The following is an 18301-nucleotide window of genomic DNA, read 5'->3' as shown; positions in this document are numbered from 1 at the left end:
CCATTTTAATTTCCCCCAGCTTTCAGTTTCAAATGACTGACAAACGACGGTTTGTTGGTTTTTCAGGCAAGATGGGGTCGAGATTCATGATTTCATGGGATGATTTCATGAAAGTGGTTCGAGAATCGGTAATCGTATTCACCCGGGAATGCACTGTGCGCGAGAATCTGAACAAAAATGAGAGACCAATTCAAGGAGTGACCCGTCTCTTCGGTCAGGTCATCCGTCGTTGGATCAATACGCCCTCACGGTCCTGGCAAAATGAAGCTGCCGCGACGGAGACAATTGATGGCAGTCTGTTCACACGCTGGCTTCGGCGTCGTGCCCCTAAACTGCAACCCGCCTTTGCTCATCGACCTTTGCAAAGCATTCGTCTCGAGGAACGTCGCCTGCTCAGCGTGACGGCTTCATTTGCAGGCGGAGTTTTGGATGTGGTAGGAGATGCCGCGGGAGATGATGTGACCGTCCAGGTCTTCAATGATGGAATGGAAGATCGGGTTCGGCTAATCGATAATAATAATACTGGCACTCCAATAACGATTGGCATGACTGCGGATGATACATTTGCACTTTCGGACTTGTCGCAAATCGATTTTGACATGGGAGACGGCGATGACATTATCAATTTCGATGTCCTGAATAATGTCACATTTACCGTTGTCGATGATGCCGCTGGCGACGATGTTGTGAATTTGTCGGGTGTCAATACTCTAACAGGCAACACGATCTCGATTGTGTCAGAGACGACCAATCTCGATGGAGACGTCCAATTTGCAAGTGACATTGAACTGACGAGCAATGTGACATTGACAGCCAATACCTCATTGAGCCCCACGGCAGGAATCGTGGCGATCGATGGAAATTTGACTGGTAATACCGGCAGCGAAACGCTGGTCATCAATGCGATGGGAGATGCTTCGGTGACTGGCTCAATCACCGAAGTCAGTTCGTTAACCATCGATTCTGATGCTGGAATTTCGCTCAACAGCTTAAGCCTTACTTCCGATGACGGTATCCTGGATTTAACAGCGGGGACTACAGTCAGTGTTTCTGGTGGCATTTCGGGATATCAAACTATTGATGTCGATGCCACCACAACCGTCGATTTTCTCAGCAGTGTGAGCAATGCTTCTGCTGGAGCAGGGAGTCATCTGAATGTCGCAGGCAGTGATGTTTTCTTTGCCAGTTCGATTGATCAATTTGAAACCGTTTCAATTGATGCCGGGATGGAAGTTGACTTTCATGGCAATCTCGCCAATGTCGGATTGTTTGAACTGGTTGGAACTGGTGACACACGTTTCAGTGGCACGAATCCTCAAACAGTCGCAGCTGCAGATCTCGATATTCAGAACACATTGATTGTCGATCAGAACCTGCAGTATGACATCACGAATGAAGCCAGTTTTACAGAGATCCAGGCAACACTGGTCGATAGTCGAAATCTGACTATCAATGCGGCTGAAATCGGAATTCAATCGCTGACTGGTTTGAATTCTATCGTATTGTCAGCAGTCGCCGTTGGCCCTACGGACGGCAATATCAATGTCACTGGCGACACGACAAACAGTAACGCACTCTCATCAAGTGCGACACGCGTAATTAATTTTGGTGGGACAATCACTGGCACCGATGCCGGAGTATTCGCAATCACTGCCGCGACCGATGTGCACCTCAATCAGAACAGCGGGAGTTTGACAGGGTTTACCAGTGTTGCGGTGACGGCTTCCGGAGTCACTCGATTTACTGGAGATGTGACAACATCGGGCAGTTTCACAACCGATGCTGCAGGTTCGACACAATTTGATGCCGTCAGTCTGGATGTCGGTTCGGCTAACTTTGCAGATAATGTGGTGATCGCAACCTCACTTACGATTGATGCTGATACCAATGTCGATTTTGGAGGAAGCCTGGCTGGTCAGGATGGAACGCAAAGCCTGAATCTGACAAGCGTTGTTAATGCAACATTCACTGGAGCCGTATCGGGACTGTCATCGATTGCGATCACTTCAACTGGTGATGTCGATTTTCAAAATACGGTTACGGGAACAGCTGCCGGTCAACTGGATATCGTCTCAGCTCAGAATGTGACATTCGCAAATACTTTGACAACTTTTGCACTGGTCGATATCACTAACAGCACGTCTCTACGGTTTTCAGGAGATGTCTCAAATCTGGATGTTTTGTCTGTTGATGGAGCCGGCACGCTCTTTTTCAATACGGCTAATGTAACGGTCGATGCTTTTGACCTCACAAATGATGTCATCCTCGAACAATCACTCCAGTTGAGTGTCATGGGGGATGTCGATTTCCTGGGTTCAATCGGCAGTGATGCCGACATGAATCAGGAAATATTGACGATTATTAATGCCGACAACCTGACATTTACTGGAGGGCTGAATAATCTCGATGGTTTGAATGCGACCACTACAAATGACATCACATTTCCTGCTGAAATCACCGGGATTGAATCCCTGACACTCAACGCCGGGAACGCAATTTCCTTTACGGAATCGATCACAGGAACCGGAGCCGCTGCTGCACTTCTGGTTTCCGCAGCCAGCACGGTTCAGTTTGGTGGTTCAACCAATCAAATCAGCGATTTCGGCTCCGTCAATGTGACCTCCTCCACCAGCACAACTTTTGATCAAGGTTTCAGCAATGTCGTTTCACTGACAACAAACGGCACAGGGACGGCTTCATTCGATCTGGCAAGCCTGTCTGTCACAAACGTGACATTAAATACCGCTGCCGAATTCGATCAGTCCATTACCTTCACAGGAACTGGCGATCTGGAATTCAATGGTGCAATCAGTGGTTCGATTGCGGATCTTAACTTCAGCATCACGTCTGCAGACACCGCAAACCTCGCAGGAGCGGTTACTGATTTTGATCTTTTTGATGTTACAACGATCACGTCAATACAGATTGATCAGACCGTAAACGTCGAAACAATTCAGCTCGAATCCGAATTGATCACGATCAATAATGCCATTGAAGCGACCGTCGGCTCTTTGGAATTCACTGCAGGTGATATTGATTTCGGAATGAGTGGTCTGGCAACTGCGAATGCCGGACTGGTCATTCAAGCGAACGATCTGACATCAATTATCGGTCTCGGCGGAGATGCTGGCGATGCCGTTGTTGGCTCCCTGCATCTGACAGAAGCAGATCTTCAGGCCCTTGCTTCGACTTCCACACTGACAATTGGTGGAGCGACTCATACAGGAGCCATCAATTTCTTTGCGATGGATTTATCTGCTGAGCAGTTTGATGTGATTGTGATGGCAACTGCAGGGAGTACCGTTTCGATCAATGAACAGGTCACGTTAGGGGAAAATAGTTTTACGATCGATCCGCCAACCGATGTTGTGATCTCCGCTCCGATGATCGTCACTGGAGCAGCGACGATAGATATCGAAGCCTTGAACGATATCACCTTTAACATGACTGGTCGCCTCGAATCCGAAACCGGTCAGATTACTCTGATCGCTGGTCGGGATATCCTCTTTGAGCAGACTGTCACGAATGCCATTACGACGGTTGATGGCAACATTCTGCTGGAAACTGATCATGATGCGGATATGGACGGGGAGATTCAGATCAATGCCAACTCAGTATTCAATACAGGAACCGGGGCTGGGTTTGTTGAATTTGATGGGGACGTCACTTCGGCTGCGATGTCTCCAGTAATGTTGGTCGTGATGGCGGGAACAGGAGATGTTGATTTCAATCATGAGGTCAGCAATATCGGCGGAGTGATCGTTAATTCTGCAAACGATGCCACTTTCCATATGGCACTCGATCAGATTGGTAATGCCACCGTCAATGCTTCAGGTTTGACACAATTCCTGGCAAATGTCACCAATGTCACCCAGTTCTCAACTGGAGGTGGGGGAACGACAGAGTTCACATTGTCGACACTCTCTGGCGGTCAAATGAGTTTCGATGATGATGTTACTTTCCTGACGACCGCGATGGTGACTTCAAGTTCTAACATTTCCTGGAATGGAACGCTTTCCGGTGCAGTCGGGATGCCGGACCTGACGGTTCAGGCGGAATCAGGAATTCTTTTCGGTGATCAGGTTGGTAGTTTGGGAATACTCACGCTGACAACGAACAATAATAGTATTAACTTTGCTGGAACTTTCTCCAATATCACCACACTGGTCGCTAACTCAGCCTCGTTGATTAACACCAGTTCAATTTCTGCCGGAAGCATTACATTCAAGGAGACCGTCACCACCGATGGAACGATGATGGACCCCTTAACGACGACGATCACAGCCTCAACCGGCGCATTGATCTTCGAGCAGTCGATTACCTCCACAATTGCCGATGTCGATTCCCTGAACCTGATGGGGGACACCGTTCAACTGCTCGGTTCGATAGACAGCTTACTCAGTCTTGAAGTGACGGGCACGAATGGCATCACACTGAATGCTCCCACAATTACGACTGCCGATCAGATCTTATTTAACAGCGCAGTCACCTTAACCGGAGCCACTGATCTCGATTCGGCTGACATCGAATTCGTAAGCACGTTGTCAGGAGCCTTCGGCGTCACCGCAGACGGAGATACGATTACATTTGGTGATACCATCACTAATGTGACATCACTACAGTTGACAGCATCTACAGAAAATCGGTTAGAAGGTTCGCTGGTCAATGTCGGCACGCTCACGACTGTAGAGAACGGCGGGCAAACTTCAATTGCTGGTTCGAATTTGGACGTGACTTCAGCACTTTTCGGAGATGATGTTGTCCTCGAAACCGATGTCACGATTGATGGTGCGACCTCCCTGCAGTTTGCGGAAACGCTCTCGTCCAGCCCAGCCGGTTTCGATCTGTTGATTACCGGAGCCGGTACAGTTCAGTTTGATGACACGATTACAGATCTTGATGAACTGAGTGTGGCCGCGACAGGGACCACGACGTTCAATGGTGATGTCACCATCTCGGGGATGCTCGATCTGGATTCGAATTCCGGGATCATAATCAACACAGCTCAACTCCAGGCCGCATCAGCTACGTTTCGGGATGCGGTTACGGTTGCTGGAACACCGACTCCACTGACTGCGACCATCGAAGCGACCAGCGGAGCATTGATCTTCCAGCAGGCAATCACTTCAACCAATGCCAGCACAGATGATCTGACCCTGAATGGCGATACTGTCCAGTTGCTTGGGCCTGTGAGCAATCTGCAGAGCCTGCAGGTAACCGGGACAAATGGAATTACACTGGGAGCCACCAGTGTGACCACGGCTGATCAAATCCTGTTCAATAATGCCGTCACACTGACAGTTGGAACAAACCTGAGTGCAGATGATATTGAATTTATGGGAACGTTGTCAGGAGCCTTTGGCGTAACGGCTGCCGGTGAGACGATTACATTTGCCAGCACGATCACCGATGTGACCTCACTGCAGTTGACCGCTTCAACTGAAAACCGACTCGAAGGTTCTCTGGTGAATGTTGGCTCGCTGACGACTATCGAGAATGGAGGACAGACCTCCATAGCTGGCTCAAATCTGGAAATTGGCTCGGGACTTTTTGGCGATGATGTTGTTCTTGAAACTGATGTCACGATCGATGGTGCGACCTCCGTACAGTTTGCGGAAACACTCTCGTCCAGCCCAACTGGATCCGACCTGACGGTGACCAATGCCGGAACTGTGCAGTTCGATGACACCATCATGAACCTGCAAAACCTCATGGTCACTGCGACTGGCACGACGACATTCAATGGCAATGTCTCACTATCTGGAACACTGGATATTGATTCTGCCACCGGCATCACCATCGACACTGGCAATATCACTGCTGGCACAATCACTATTGATGATGCAGTCTCGATTGAAAACACTTCAACAATTCAGGCGACTATTGGGGCATTGATCTTTAATTCGACAATCACCTCCCCCAATGCCAGTGCCAATGGCCTCTCTTTGATCGGAGTCTCGGTTGAACTTCATGATACAATTGACGAATTGCTTAGTCTGGATGTGACCGGCACCAACGGCATCACCCTGGAAGCGGCCACCATCACAACCGCTGATCAGATCCTGTTCAATAACGCCGTCACCTTACTGGCCGCAACCGACCTGAGCGCTACGGACATTGAATTCGCCAGCACGCTAGCCGGAGCCTTCGGCGTGACGGCCGACGGCGAGACGATTACTTTTGCCAGTACGATCACCGATGTCACAGCACTCGATTTGACCGCATCCACTGAAATTCGTTTGGAAGGTTCGCTCAGTAATGTTGGAACATTGACCACAAGCGGAACCACATCCCTTGCTGCGACAACCCTGGATGTTGATTCGGCAGACTTTGGTGGTGCGGTTGTCCTGGAAAATAATGTTTCAATTACCGGATCATCCGCAATGGATAAAATTACTTTACTGCGTTTTCAGAGTACACTCAGTTCGCTCGCTCCCGATAAATTCAACCTGTCAGTCATGAATGCCATCGATGTGCAATTTGATGGTACCATCATGAACCTGCAAGACCTGATGGTCACCGCTACTGGCACGACAACATTCAGCGGTGATGTTTCCCTTTCCGGAACTCTGGACGTGGATTCTGACACCGGCATTACCATCGACACCGGCAACATCACCGCCGGCATCATCACCTTTGAAGACACGGTTACCATCGCCACGACCTCGACCATCGAAGCGAACGTCGGGGCGCTGATCTTTAACTCGACCATCACCTCCTCGAATGCCAGTACCGATGATCTCACCCTGATCGGCGATACCGTCGAACTGCACGGTTCGATTGACTTGCTGCAGAGCTTGGATGTGACCGGCACCAACGGCATCACTCTGGAAGCGGCCACCATCACCACCGCTGATCAGATCCTGTTCAACAATGCGGTTACATTATTGGCCGCAACCGATCTGAACGCTACGGACATCGAATTCGCCAGCACCTTGGCCGGAGCCTTCGGTGTGACCGCAGCCGGTGAGACGATCACATTTGCCAGCACGATCACCGATGTCACGGCACTCCAGTTGACCGCCTCCACCGAAAACCGAATCGAAGGTTCGCTCGTCAATGTCGGCTCGCTGACCACGGTGATGAATGGCGGACAGACTTCCGTTGCCGGCTCGAATCTGGAAATTAGCTCGGGACTCTTTGGCGATGATGTCGTTCTCGAAATCGATGTCACGATTGATGGAGCCACCTCACTGCAGTTTGCAAAAACGCTCTCGTCCACACCAGCCGGGTTTGATCTGATTGTGACCAATGCGGGAACGGTCCAGTTTGATGATACCATCACAGACCTGCAGGACCTGATGGTCACCGCTACTGGTACGACAACATTCAGCGGTGATGTTTCCCTTTCCGGAACTCTGGACGTGGATTCCGACACCGGCATTACCATCGACACCGGCAACATCACCGCCGGCATCATCACCTTTGAAGACACGGTTACCATCGCCACGACCTCGACCATCGAAGCGAACGTCGGGGCGCTGATCTTTAACTCGACCATCACCTCCTCGAATGCCAGTACCGATGATCTCACCCTGATCGGCGATACCGTCGAACTGCACGGTTCGATTGACTTGCTGCAGAGCTTGGATGTGACCGGCACCAACGGCATCACTCTGGAAGCGGCCACCATCACCACCGCTGATCAGATCCTGTTCAACAATGCGGTTACATTATTGGCCGCAACCGATCTGAACGCTACGGACATCGAATTCGCCAGCACCTTGGCCGGAGCCTTCGGTGTGACCGCAGCCGGTGAGACGATCACATTTGCCAGCACGATCACCGATGTCACGGCACTCCAGTTGACCGCCTCCACCGAAAACCGAATCGAAGGTTCGCTCGTCAATGTCGGCTCGCTGACCACGGTGATGAATGGCGGACAGACTTCCGTTGCCGGCTCGAATCTGGAAATTAGCTCGGGACTCTTTGGCGATGATGTCGTTCTCGAAATCGATGTCACGATTGATGGAGCCACCTCACTGCAGTTTGCAAAAACGCTCTCGTCCACACCAGCCGGGTTTGATCTGATTGTGACCAATGCGGGAACGGTCCAGTTTGATGATACCATCACAGACCTGCAGGACCTGAAAGTATCAGCCAGTGGCACCACACTGTTTGATGACAATATTGATCTCTCCGGCTTGATGGAAGTTGCATCCACAGGTGGGGTCACATTCAATTCTGCTCTCGTCAATGCCAGTGAAATTGATTTTCAAAATGCCGTTAAACTCAATAACGATGTCGACATCACCGCAAATAACTCGATTGAATTTGATAGTACATTGACGGGCGATCCTGGAATTACGGTGACTATTGGCGCAGGTCAGGATCTGACGTTTACTGGAATGGTCTCTGATTTTCTTTCGCTGGAACTGACAGCTGATGGAACGACTCATCTGGATGGCAATATTGCGACTGATGGAACATTCATCGTTACAGCTAATGGAGTTACATCGGTTTCTGCAACTTCGATTGACGTGGCGGATCTGGACATACGCAATGGCGTGTCGTTCACACAATCACTGATGATGACAGTTGATAATCAATTACGGCTGGGTGGCACGGTAACAGGAACGGGGGCCACAACATTAACTACAGTGGCTGATGATTTGATTGTTGTCGGTACGATTTCCACATTTGACGAACTTCATCTGACCGGAAATAGTACAGCGTCGTTCAGTGGAGATATCAGCGGTGTTACATTGCTGGATCTGACAAGTGCCGCGGCCAGTTTCACCGTGGATTCGATTTCAGCGACAACCATCAGTATCGATGCGCCAGTGACATTTAATAATCCCGGTGATGGCACAATCGAGATTACAGCAACAGATGCCACGTTCCAGCAGTCGATTATGGGAACGGGGGCGGAGACGTTAACGATCACAGCTTCCATGGAAACACGTTTTGGAGATGATGTCAGCAATCTGACTTCTTTGGAAACCGACAGCGCCGGAACGACGGTTATTGCACAAAGCCAATGGACAGACATCACTACAGTACTGTTCAATGATGCTGTTGTACTGGAAGGCAATGTTACTTTTGATAATGCCGATTCCCTGACATTCGTAAGCACACTCTCGGGAGATTCTGCCACCGAAACCTTAACGATTCTCAACGGGGACACAGTCGCATTTCAGGATGCGGTTTCCGATCTGGCCTCACTGGATGTCTCTGCCAATCAAACCATTCTCTTCAACAGTACGGTTACGGATGTCGATGCACTGACCGTCTCTGCAGGCACATTGACGACTCTCCGGTTCAGCAGCCTGATCCTTGATGACGCCAGCTTTGCAGGGCCTGTCCAATTGGATCAGTCACTTGTTATTCAAGCCACAAACGATGTGACTTTTACTGGAGAAGTGACAGGGCTAACTGGACTTGAGGAACTCAATATCACTGCTGATACGATTTCTCTGGCCGATGTGAGTGATATCGATGTTTTGACTCTCGATGCGGCTACTGCGATCGCTTTCAATGGTACGCTCAATGTGAATGAGTTGTCGCTCGTCACAGTTGACTATACATTTGGTGGCACACTGACCGTTAACAATGGTGTGCTGACGATTACGGCTGAGACCATTGAAATTGATACGGCTGCAACGTTCACTGCGAATGCGGGCATCATGCTGATTCCTTTGGACGCGGCATCCACAATTGGTCTTGGAGGAATTACTGGAGACCTTGCCCCTGGCCAATTCAACTTGAGTGAAGCCGAACTGCAGGCTCTCTCTTCAACGGGTGTGCTGACGATTGGTCGAGCCGATCTATCGGGAGATATTACGTTTCACACTGCTGACCTCTCGATGGAACAATATGATCTGACGATTCTTGCAGGAGCAGGATCGGATCTTTCAATTCTGCAGTCACTCCAGTTTGGTGAAAACAATTTTCTGATCGATCCACCAGACAACATCAACATTGCAGCTGCAGTTTCTGCGACCGGTGCTGGTAGTGTTATGATGGAAGCGAATCAGGAAATCGCCTTCACTGCTGATGGATTAATCACCACCGAAGATGGTGTCATCTCATTAATCGCCGGCACACAGTTTCGCTTTGCTCAAAACAATGCGGGTGTCTTAACGACTCAGGGTGGAAGCATCGTTCTCGATTCTCCATCAACACTGATTAATGCGAATTCGATATTTACAACGGATAGTGGAATCGGCTCGATCTCAATAACGGGAGCGATCAGTTCAGGGTCGATGAATCTGTTTGATTTGACACTGATAGCAGGGACTGGAGATGTGAGTATCACGGGGAGTGTCGATTCGCTGGATGAATTCCTGATTACCTCTGCGAATGATGTCACTTTCAGCGATACGATCAATGACCTGACTCTGCTGGATGTGACGGCAGCGGGAACATTGCTGTTCCAGGGTGATCTTGGTGATGTGACGGATGTCACAACGTTGACGATCGGCTCAACAGGAACTACACGGATTGAGTCCGATGTGATCAATGTCGGTGACGCCACCTTTGGCAATACGGTGACGGTTGTTCCTTCGCTTAGTGTCACTGCATCCGGCAATGTCAATTTTGTCGGTTCTGTATCGGGTGATACGATGTCCGCCTCTCTAAATGTGATGGCCGGGGGCGATATCGATTTTGATTCGACGATTGGCACATTGACAAACCTCAATCTCGATGTCGCAAATGGCCAGACGATTAAACTTGGCGGAGATGTCACGAATGTGACCAGCCTGTCCATCGAAGCGGAAGGTCAGACAAATTTTGAAACGGCTTTGATTTCCGTCGGCACCGCCAGCTTTGGTAACCCGCTGTTTGTCGAACAGAGTGCCAGTATTATTGCGACTGGACTGGTCAGTTTCCTGATCTCCGCCCCCGCCGATGTCTCCATCGACAGTACGATGTCCTCGACACTGCTGATTGATGCCAACTCGGTTCAGGTTGCAGGGAAAATTCAGAATCTGTCCTCACTGACAGTCACTGCCCCAGGAGAAACTCGCTTTGCTGGTGAAATCTCAAGTATAGGAACGCTTTTGACCAACGGTGGAGGGAATACTCTCTTCACCAACTCGAGTGTTTCAGTGACCACTGCAACATTTACTGACGATGTTCAACTTGATACTGATGTCACGATGTCAGCGACGGGAGACATTAATTTCAATGGCTCTCTCAGTGGAGTTGATGGTGATGAATCACTTGTCATCAGTACGAGTCAGAACACGACATTCGCTGGTACCGTCGATGATCTGATGACGCTGAATGTGACTGCAACCGATAACGTTCGAATCGAGCAAAACGTAAACAATGTGGATCAACTCATTGTTGATTCCGGCATGATGACTCAAATTGCAGCAGCAAGTATTTCAGTAGGCTCAGCGGATTTCACAGGGGATGTTTCTGTCGAAAACGATTTGACTCTGAACAGCGATACGACAGTTACGTTCAACAACAATCTGGCCGGAACTTCAGGCGACGATGTTCTGCTGATCGATGCTAATGGAGCCGTCCAATTTACAGGGACTGTGCAAACCTTTGAAGAACTCAATATCGATACGCCGGCGGTGACACGCTTCGAGGATGATATCAGTGCGGTCGATTCCCTCAAAACATTCGGTGGAGGAGCGACTCAGTTCAATATGCTGAACGTGATGGTCGGAACCGCTCAATTTAGTGACAGTGTCGAAATCGAACAGGTCGTCACTTTCGATGGAGATGGACTGCTGAGTTTCGAGGCTGCTGTCAGTGGCAATGCAGCCACATCCGAATTGGAAATCACAAACACAGATGATGTGACGTTCGGCTCGACGGTCATGTCACTCCTGCGGCTGGAGATTGATGCAACCGGGACAACCACGTTCGACGGCCAGGTGACAGATATCGTTCAGTTAATCATTGCAGGCAATGGAACGACCTCTATTGAAACTGATCTCATCGATGTCGGCTCCGCCTCTTTCGGAAACGTCGTTTCTGTGATGGAGACGACACAACTCAATACCACGACCTCTGCCGAGTTCCTGAACACGGTTGCCGGTCTGGATGGAAATCAGGAATTTAATATTGATGCCGGTACGAATGTGACTTTTGCAGATACGGTTTCCAATCTGGCGAAACTGGATGTCACTGCAGCGGGAATGGTCACTTTTGCGACCGATATTTCCGATGTGACAATGTTGAGAACCGATGCCGATGACGGGACATTCTTCAATGTCGATCTGATGGATGTCGACCAAATCACAGTTGGGTCAGCACTGTTTGTTCAAGCGGTGACGATCAATCAGGACACTTCTTTCATTGCGACGGATTCCATCGAATTCCAGTCAACTCTCACCGGAGATCCTGACACGGTCGCATTGAATCTGAAAGCGGAAGATACGATTACATTCGGCGGGCTGGTTTCCGGTTTTGGCATGTTGACAATCGATGCGGGCGTGACCACGCAACTCAATGCCAATATGACCAATGTCGATACGCTGCTGATTGAGAGCCGCGGAATTACGAATCTCAATACGGCAATGATTTCCGTCGGTTCTGCCACTTTTCAGAATCCGGTCGTCGTGCAGGCTGATCTCACTTTAAATGCGACTGCTAACGTCGATTTCCAGGGGACCGTCACCGCTGACGGAATGGGAATCGATTTGGTCATCGATTCTGATATGAATGTGCTGTTCGAAGATGAAGTTTCCGATTTCAATTCTCTGCAGGTCACCAGCATGGGGACAACCACGTTTGAGCAGAATCTGAACAACATTGGAACTTTGAACGTAACATCTTCGGCAATGTCAGGAACAATTTTTGGGACTGCGACCGTTGGCGAATTAACGGCTGACATCACGATGGCCACATTCAATGGGAATGTCACTTTGCTGCAGGATGTCAGATTCACTGCAAACAGCAGTCTGCTGTTCAATAACAATCTGTCGGGTTCGGTTGGTACGGAATCGCTGTTTGTGGACTCAAATACAGGCACGGTTGATTTTGCAGGTTCGGTGATGAACCTGACGGATCTCACAATCGACAGCGCTCAGAACGTCACCTTCCAGTCACCTGTCGATTTGAGCGGAGACCTGATGATCACTCAGGGAACCGGTTTGACGGAAATTCAGGATCAGTTCTCAGCCGGTTCTATATTTGTGGATACGAACCAGATCAACATTCTGGGAGATGTCAGTACGGATACTGGTTCTATCAACTTCTCAGCAGATGATTTCATTCTGATCGATGCCACGCTCGATACCACTGCCGCAGGAGCCGCAGGAGATGTCGTACTGAATGCGACAGAGCAGATTCATTTGACGTCCAATGGGCAAATCTTCAGTGAAACAACCGGAGAAGTTCGACTCACTTCAGATGCTGGCGGAATGGCTGCCACGGGCAATATTCTGCTGGATGATGGTTCGACGATCCAGTCGACTTCTGTTGTGATTCTTGAAGCGGCTCAGGATATTGTTGTCTCAAATATTCTTGCCAACAACAGTTTCGACAATGCCATTCAGGTGACCACTCGAATGGGCGGAGTGGTCGATGCGGGAAATACCGACCGGGATTTTGTGACCGATGGGCGTCTGGTCATACAAGCGGCGATAGGCATTGGTTCTGGAGACGCCCTTGAAATCGATGTCCATCAAATTGATTTCACTAATACAGCTAATAACATTGAAGTTTCAAATGCAGGTGATCTGGAGATTGTTTCGATCACTCAGAATTCGGCCAGCTTGACTTCGATCATAACCGAATCTGGAGTGCAAACTGTTCTCGAAACGGGAACGGGAATCACATCTGCAGGGGGTATGGTCACACTCGATGCTCAGGGGAATGGTTCGCTGCTCATTCAACAGGCCATTGCGACAAATGGTGGCGACTTGGAACTTTTCGCTGACACCGGAATCACAACCGGATCAGATGGCACTTTGAATACAACGGGCCCCATCGGAACCAATTCTGGAAATGTCACACTTGATGTGCGTGGGACAGGTGATATCACGCTGAACCAGTCGATCACAACATCAGGTTTGGAAAACACAATTGGAGCAGCAGGTGATGCGGGTAAAGTTTCCATCACGACTACTGATGGACTTATCGATCTTGGACTGATTCTTACCCAGGGCGGTGACGGGTTGACGACTTCCGGAAACGGTGGCGATGTCGTTGTCGATGCCATCGGAGGTTCGATTCAGTTTCACCAGCAAATCAACACTTTAGCAGGGACAACTGGAGTCGTGGGAGTTGATGGCAATGTCCGTTTCACCTCAACCGATTCCATTCTCGATCGGAACGATGGTCAAACAAAAATCAATGCAGGCAATGCCTTTTTCTCAGCAGCAACTGCCATCGGTGAAATTGACAGCTTCGAGATGGCGACCGGAAATGCAATCGATCTGCAATTGACCGGAACACTCGAGCGGGCCGAAGTGACTGAGGTCGGTGGTACAATCCATCTGATGCACATGGGCGATTTGCTGGTTGCTTCGAATGGATTGATTCCAGATGTCAACGGAGCAGCTGATCTGGTAATTACCTCGACCGGAAAACTGGATATTGGCACTAATGTCGGTGCTCTTGTTGCCTCTCCGGGAGATCGTGTTAATCTGATTTCGAACACGACACTTATTCTGCCTGATGCTGGAATTGATGTTGGTAATGGTCAACTTCGGTTGACAGGGGTTGAGGATATTATCGATCCAGCTGGTCGCGAACTCGGGTTATTGCGAGCAGAGGATTTGTTTGTTGTGACGGGATCCGTTGGCGGAGATACAACTTTACGAACGGATGTCACAACAATTGATGCTGTGGTCACTGGAGCGGGGCAGTCTCTGAATATAATTGAGTCCGATGGGATCGTTGTTAGTCACCTGCAGACCAACAATGGAAATGTCTCCATTGATGCGGCAACTATTGCAATGGGTGATATCACCGTTGTCGATCTTGATGCCGGAACTGCACGTATTGAACTGACGACAACCGCTCAGGGTGGTGGCGTAATTGATGGCGGCAGCGGGAATGCGAGTATTCAGGCCGGAGAGCTTGCTATTGATGTCACGAAAGGAGTTGGGAATAATGACCGATTGCTTGTTGATGTCGATCAGTTGGCAGTTGCTACGCAAACGGGCGATGTGAATATTCTGGATCTTTCTGGCGGATTAACGATCACTGATATCCAGGCGGTTTCCGGAGTCAAAGTCAATAATGGCTCACCAGTTGATCAGATCGATATTCGCACGGTTGGAAATCTTTCCATCACCTCGGATGTCATCAATACGGGTGGAGGAAATATCCAGCTCTCAGCGACTGGTGCCAGTTTAAACTCACTGACTCTGAATTCTAAAGTTGCCGCAGAAGGTGGGACTGGAAATGTTCTACTGACCGCGACGAATAATATTCAACTGCAATCTCTGGCCAGAGTAGAAACCGATCAAACCGGCGAAATTCTGATCAGTGCAGGTGAGAACCAGGCGATCACAGGAACCGTCGATGGAGTGGATAATGCCGAAATCGTGATGAATAGTATGGCTCGGGTTCTTTCTGAAGCTGGCGATATTTCTTTGCGAGCCTCGGGCGATGTCACTCTCGCAACGATCAATGCGAATTCTGATGGATTGGCCGGGCAGGGCGATGTGATCATCGAAGCCGATTTTGCGGGTGTTCAGGGAACATTGGCCAAAGGAAGTGGCGGCATTCTTGAAAGTACTCCGGAAACGGTGACGAACATCACAGGCGATTCTCTGACACTCCTGGCTTCGACCGGCATCGGCAGCAACGACGACCTGCGAACAAATGTGACGGATGTGATTGCCACCAATACCGTTTCAGGAAACGTCCGCCTGTTTGAAGTCGGTAGTGCGGGAGACAATGCACTGATTATTAACTCGGTTTTTAATCAGCAGGGAACAATCGATCTGCAAACAGAAGATGGCCTGCTCCAGGTTATCGGCAGCGTAACTACAACCAATGCGGGTGAAATCCAACTGATCGCTGGAGATGGCGATAACGATGGAAACGGCAATCTGATTCTTTCAGGCGACGTAACCGCAAATACCGGTGAGATTCATTTGGAATCTACTGGGAATGATATCGTGCTGAATAACAATTCTGTCGTCTCAACGATGACCGGTAACATTATCGTGCAATCGGGAGCAGTCGGAAATGGAATGCTCAGCATGGCCGACGGGACACGAATCGCATCGACTTCGGGACTGATTGACATCACAGCCTTTGGTGATGTCTCGATTGGCCAACTCCAAACCGATTCCAATTCCACAACCGCAATTTCTATCACAACATCCGCAGCAGTCACTGATTCTGGAGATACGGGAGGCTCCGATTTGATTGTAGAATCCGGACGCGTTGTGATTAAATCCAACAATGGAATTGGCTCCGGAAATGCTCTGGAAACATCGGTTGGAAGTATTGACTTCACGAATATGAATTCCGGCAACATCGAGATCTCCGAGACAACGGCATTGAATATTGATCGAATCGATCAGCAGTCTCCCGGCCAGGTGATCATCTCTGCGGTGGATACGATTACGGTTACGACTCCGGGAATGGGGATTCATTTGGCTGGTGGAGATCTGTCGCTGAAGACCACGGGCAGTGGTGGTCAACTTCTGTTGAATAACAATGTCGCCACAAATGGCGGCGATGTGGCCCTGAATGTTGCAAACTCCCTGCGTTTGGGTCCAATGGTCGATTTGGACACGATGGGGGGCAGTCTGATGGTCTCAGCTGGGACGGTTGACACGGCTGGCCAGATTGATATGCATGCCACTTCAGTCGTCAGAACCGGGACCGGTTTCGTCTCCATGAATGCTGCAGATGATATCTCTGTTTCACAAATTCGCACGAACAATAACATTGTTTTGGACTCTCAGGATGGGGAAATCAGCAATGCGATTGGTGGTGGCACTGTGAATCTGCGGGGAGATAAAGTTGCTCTCCGTGCGGCTCATGGAATTGGTTCGGGGACTTCGTTAAATACATTCGTCAATGTGCTGGCCGCTGAAAATTCAACCAGCGGTGCAGTGAATATTGTTAATCAAAGTGGAAATGAATTGTTTATTGGGAGCTTCTCTGGAGTCTCAGGACTTTCCAATCTGGGAACTGGTGGGGGGGAGATCGAGGTTCGCCACAATAGTTCGCTAACAGTCAATGCACCTATCGTCAATCTAACAGGTGGCGAGATTTCTCTGATTGCAGCTTTGAATTCGATGACAGACGACTTAACGGTCAACGCACCCATTTTTGCGGGAAGCAACGGTGCGATTGAATTCCGATCCGGCCATGATTTAATTTTGAATGATACAGGGGTTATGTTCGATATTATGGGGGGATCGATCACTGGGCTGACAGGAAATGAAGTCAAGATTGCCAGCGATGTGATCATCCGCAGTGCAACCGGGTCGGTTGTTCAGGATATTCCTCTATTGGAAAATATCTTTACTCCTCAGGTGCTCGCCACAGGATTCGCTTCTGTTTCTGGTGATTTTGGACGTCTTTTTGAGCAGAATTTTACGATCTTTGTCGACTGGGGCGATGGCACGATTGATACAAATTTTGAAGGGGCTCCAACACCAGACAGCTTTACTTATACCCACACTTATTTTGGCAACCCAGATCCCAACAATCCGGCTGCCCCGATTCCAATCACTGTGACCATTATCGATGATCCCAACATTTCCTTCTTTGAAGCTGGAGTCGAAACAGGGGTTGAGGTTGTCCTCCCGCCAATTATTGAATTTGCAGGTGTTCCAGGAGAAGGATTGGCCTCGGGCATTGCCTTTGATTTGAAAGTCGAAGTTCCTGAACTGGGGACGGTTTCCAATGGTGATACGGATACCAATATCTCGGAACGTTCAGAGACCATTCAGGCTGAGGAAGCCGCTGAGAATGTTCAAATTGTTGAAGAAGTGACTACGTTTGAAGAACGTCTGGTCAAATTACGAATTTTCAATGCAACAGGTGATGTGAATGAAGAGATCACATTGGAAGGCGAGCAGGCGTTGATGATTCTAAACGACTTTGTCGGTTTTGTGGAAAAGTACGATCTGCCGGACGGACGTTATCAAATTCTCCAGCAGGAACCGGGTGAGACCACCTTACGTGTCGTTTACGATTTACTCTTGAGAAATGGGCGTCCCGCCGACAACAGCGATGGTCTGCAGGATCGTCCTCCAACAGCTGATGAAATGATGCCCAGCGATGAACCTGCAGGCAAAGGGGAACCGGAATTAACCCTTCCTGATGGGGGCATTATTCCAGAAGAGAACAGTCAACCAAACTCTGAATCGGAAACGCCAACAACGCCGTCTGTTCCCTGAGATTTAACGATTTGAAA

Annotated in this window: 1 protein-coding gene; it reads left to right on the top strand. The window is 49.3% G+C overall.

All coding sequences use genetic code 11. From position 1 onward, the window contains the following. Positions 1 to 107: 107 nt before the first annotated feature. The gene (locus Pan54_RS23665; protein WP_146505905.1) at positions 108 to 18284 is read left to right on the top strand and encodes a hypothetical protein; all 18177 of its coding nucleotides are present in this window, start codon (positions 108 to 110) and stop codon (positions 18282 to 18284) included. The last annotated feature ends 17 nt before the right edge of the window (positions 18285 to 18301 follow it).

It is taken from the genome of Rubinisphaera italica, from assembly GCF_007859715.1.
Lineage (GTDB): Bacteria > Planctomycetota > Planctomycetia > Planctomycetales > Planctomycetaceae > Rubinisphaera > Rubinisphaera italica.
This window is presented reverse-complemented; position numbering and strand designations above follow the sequence as displayed.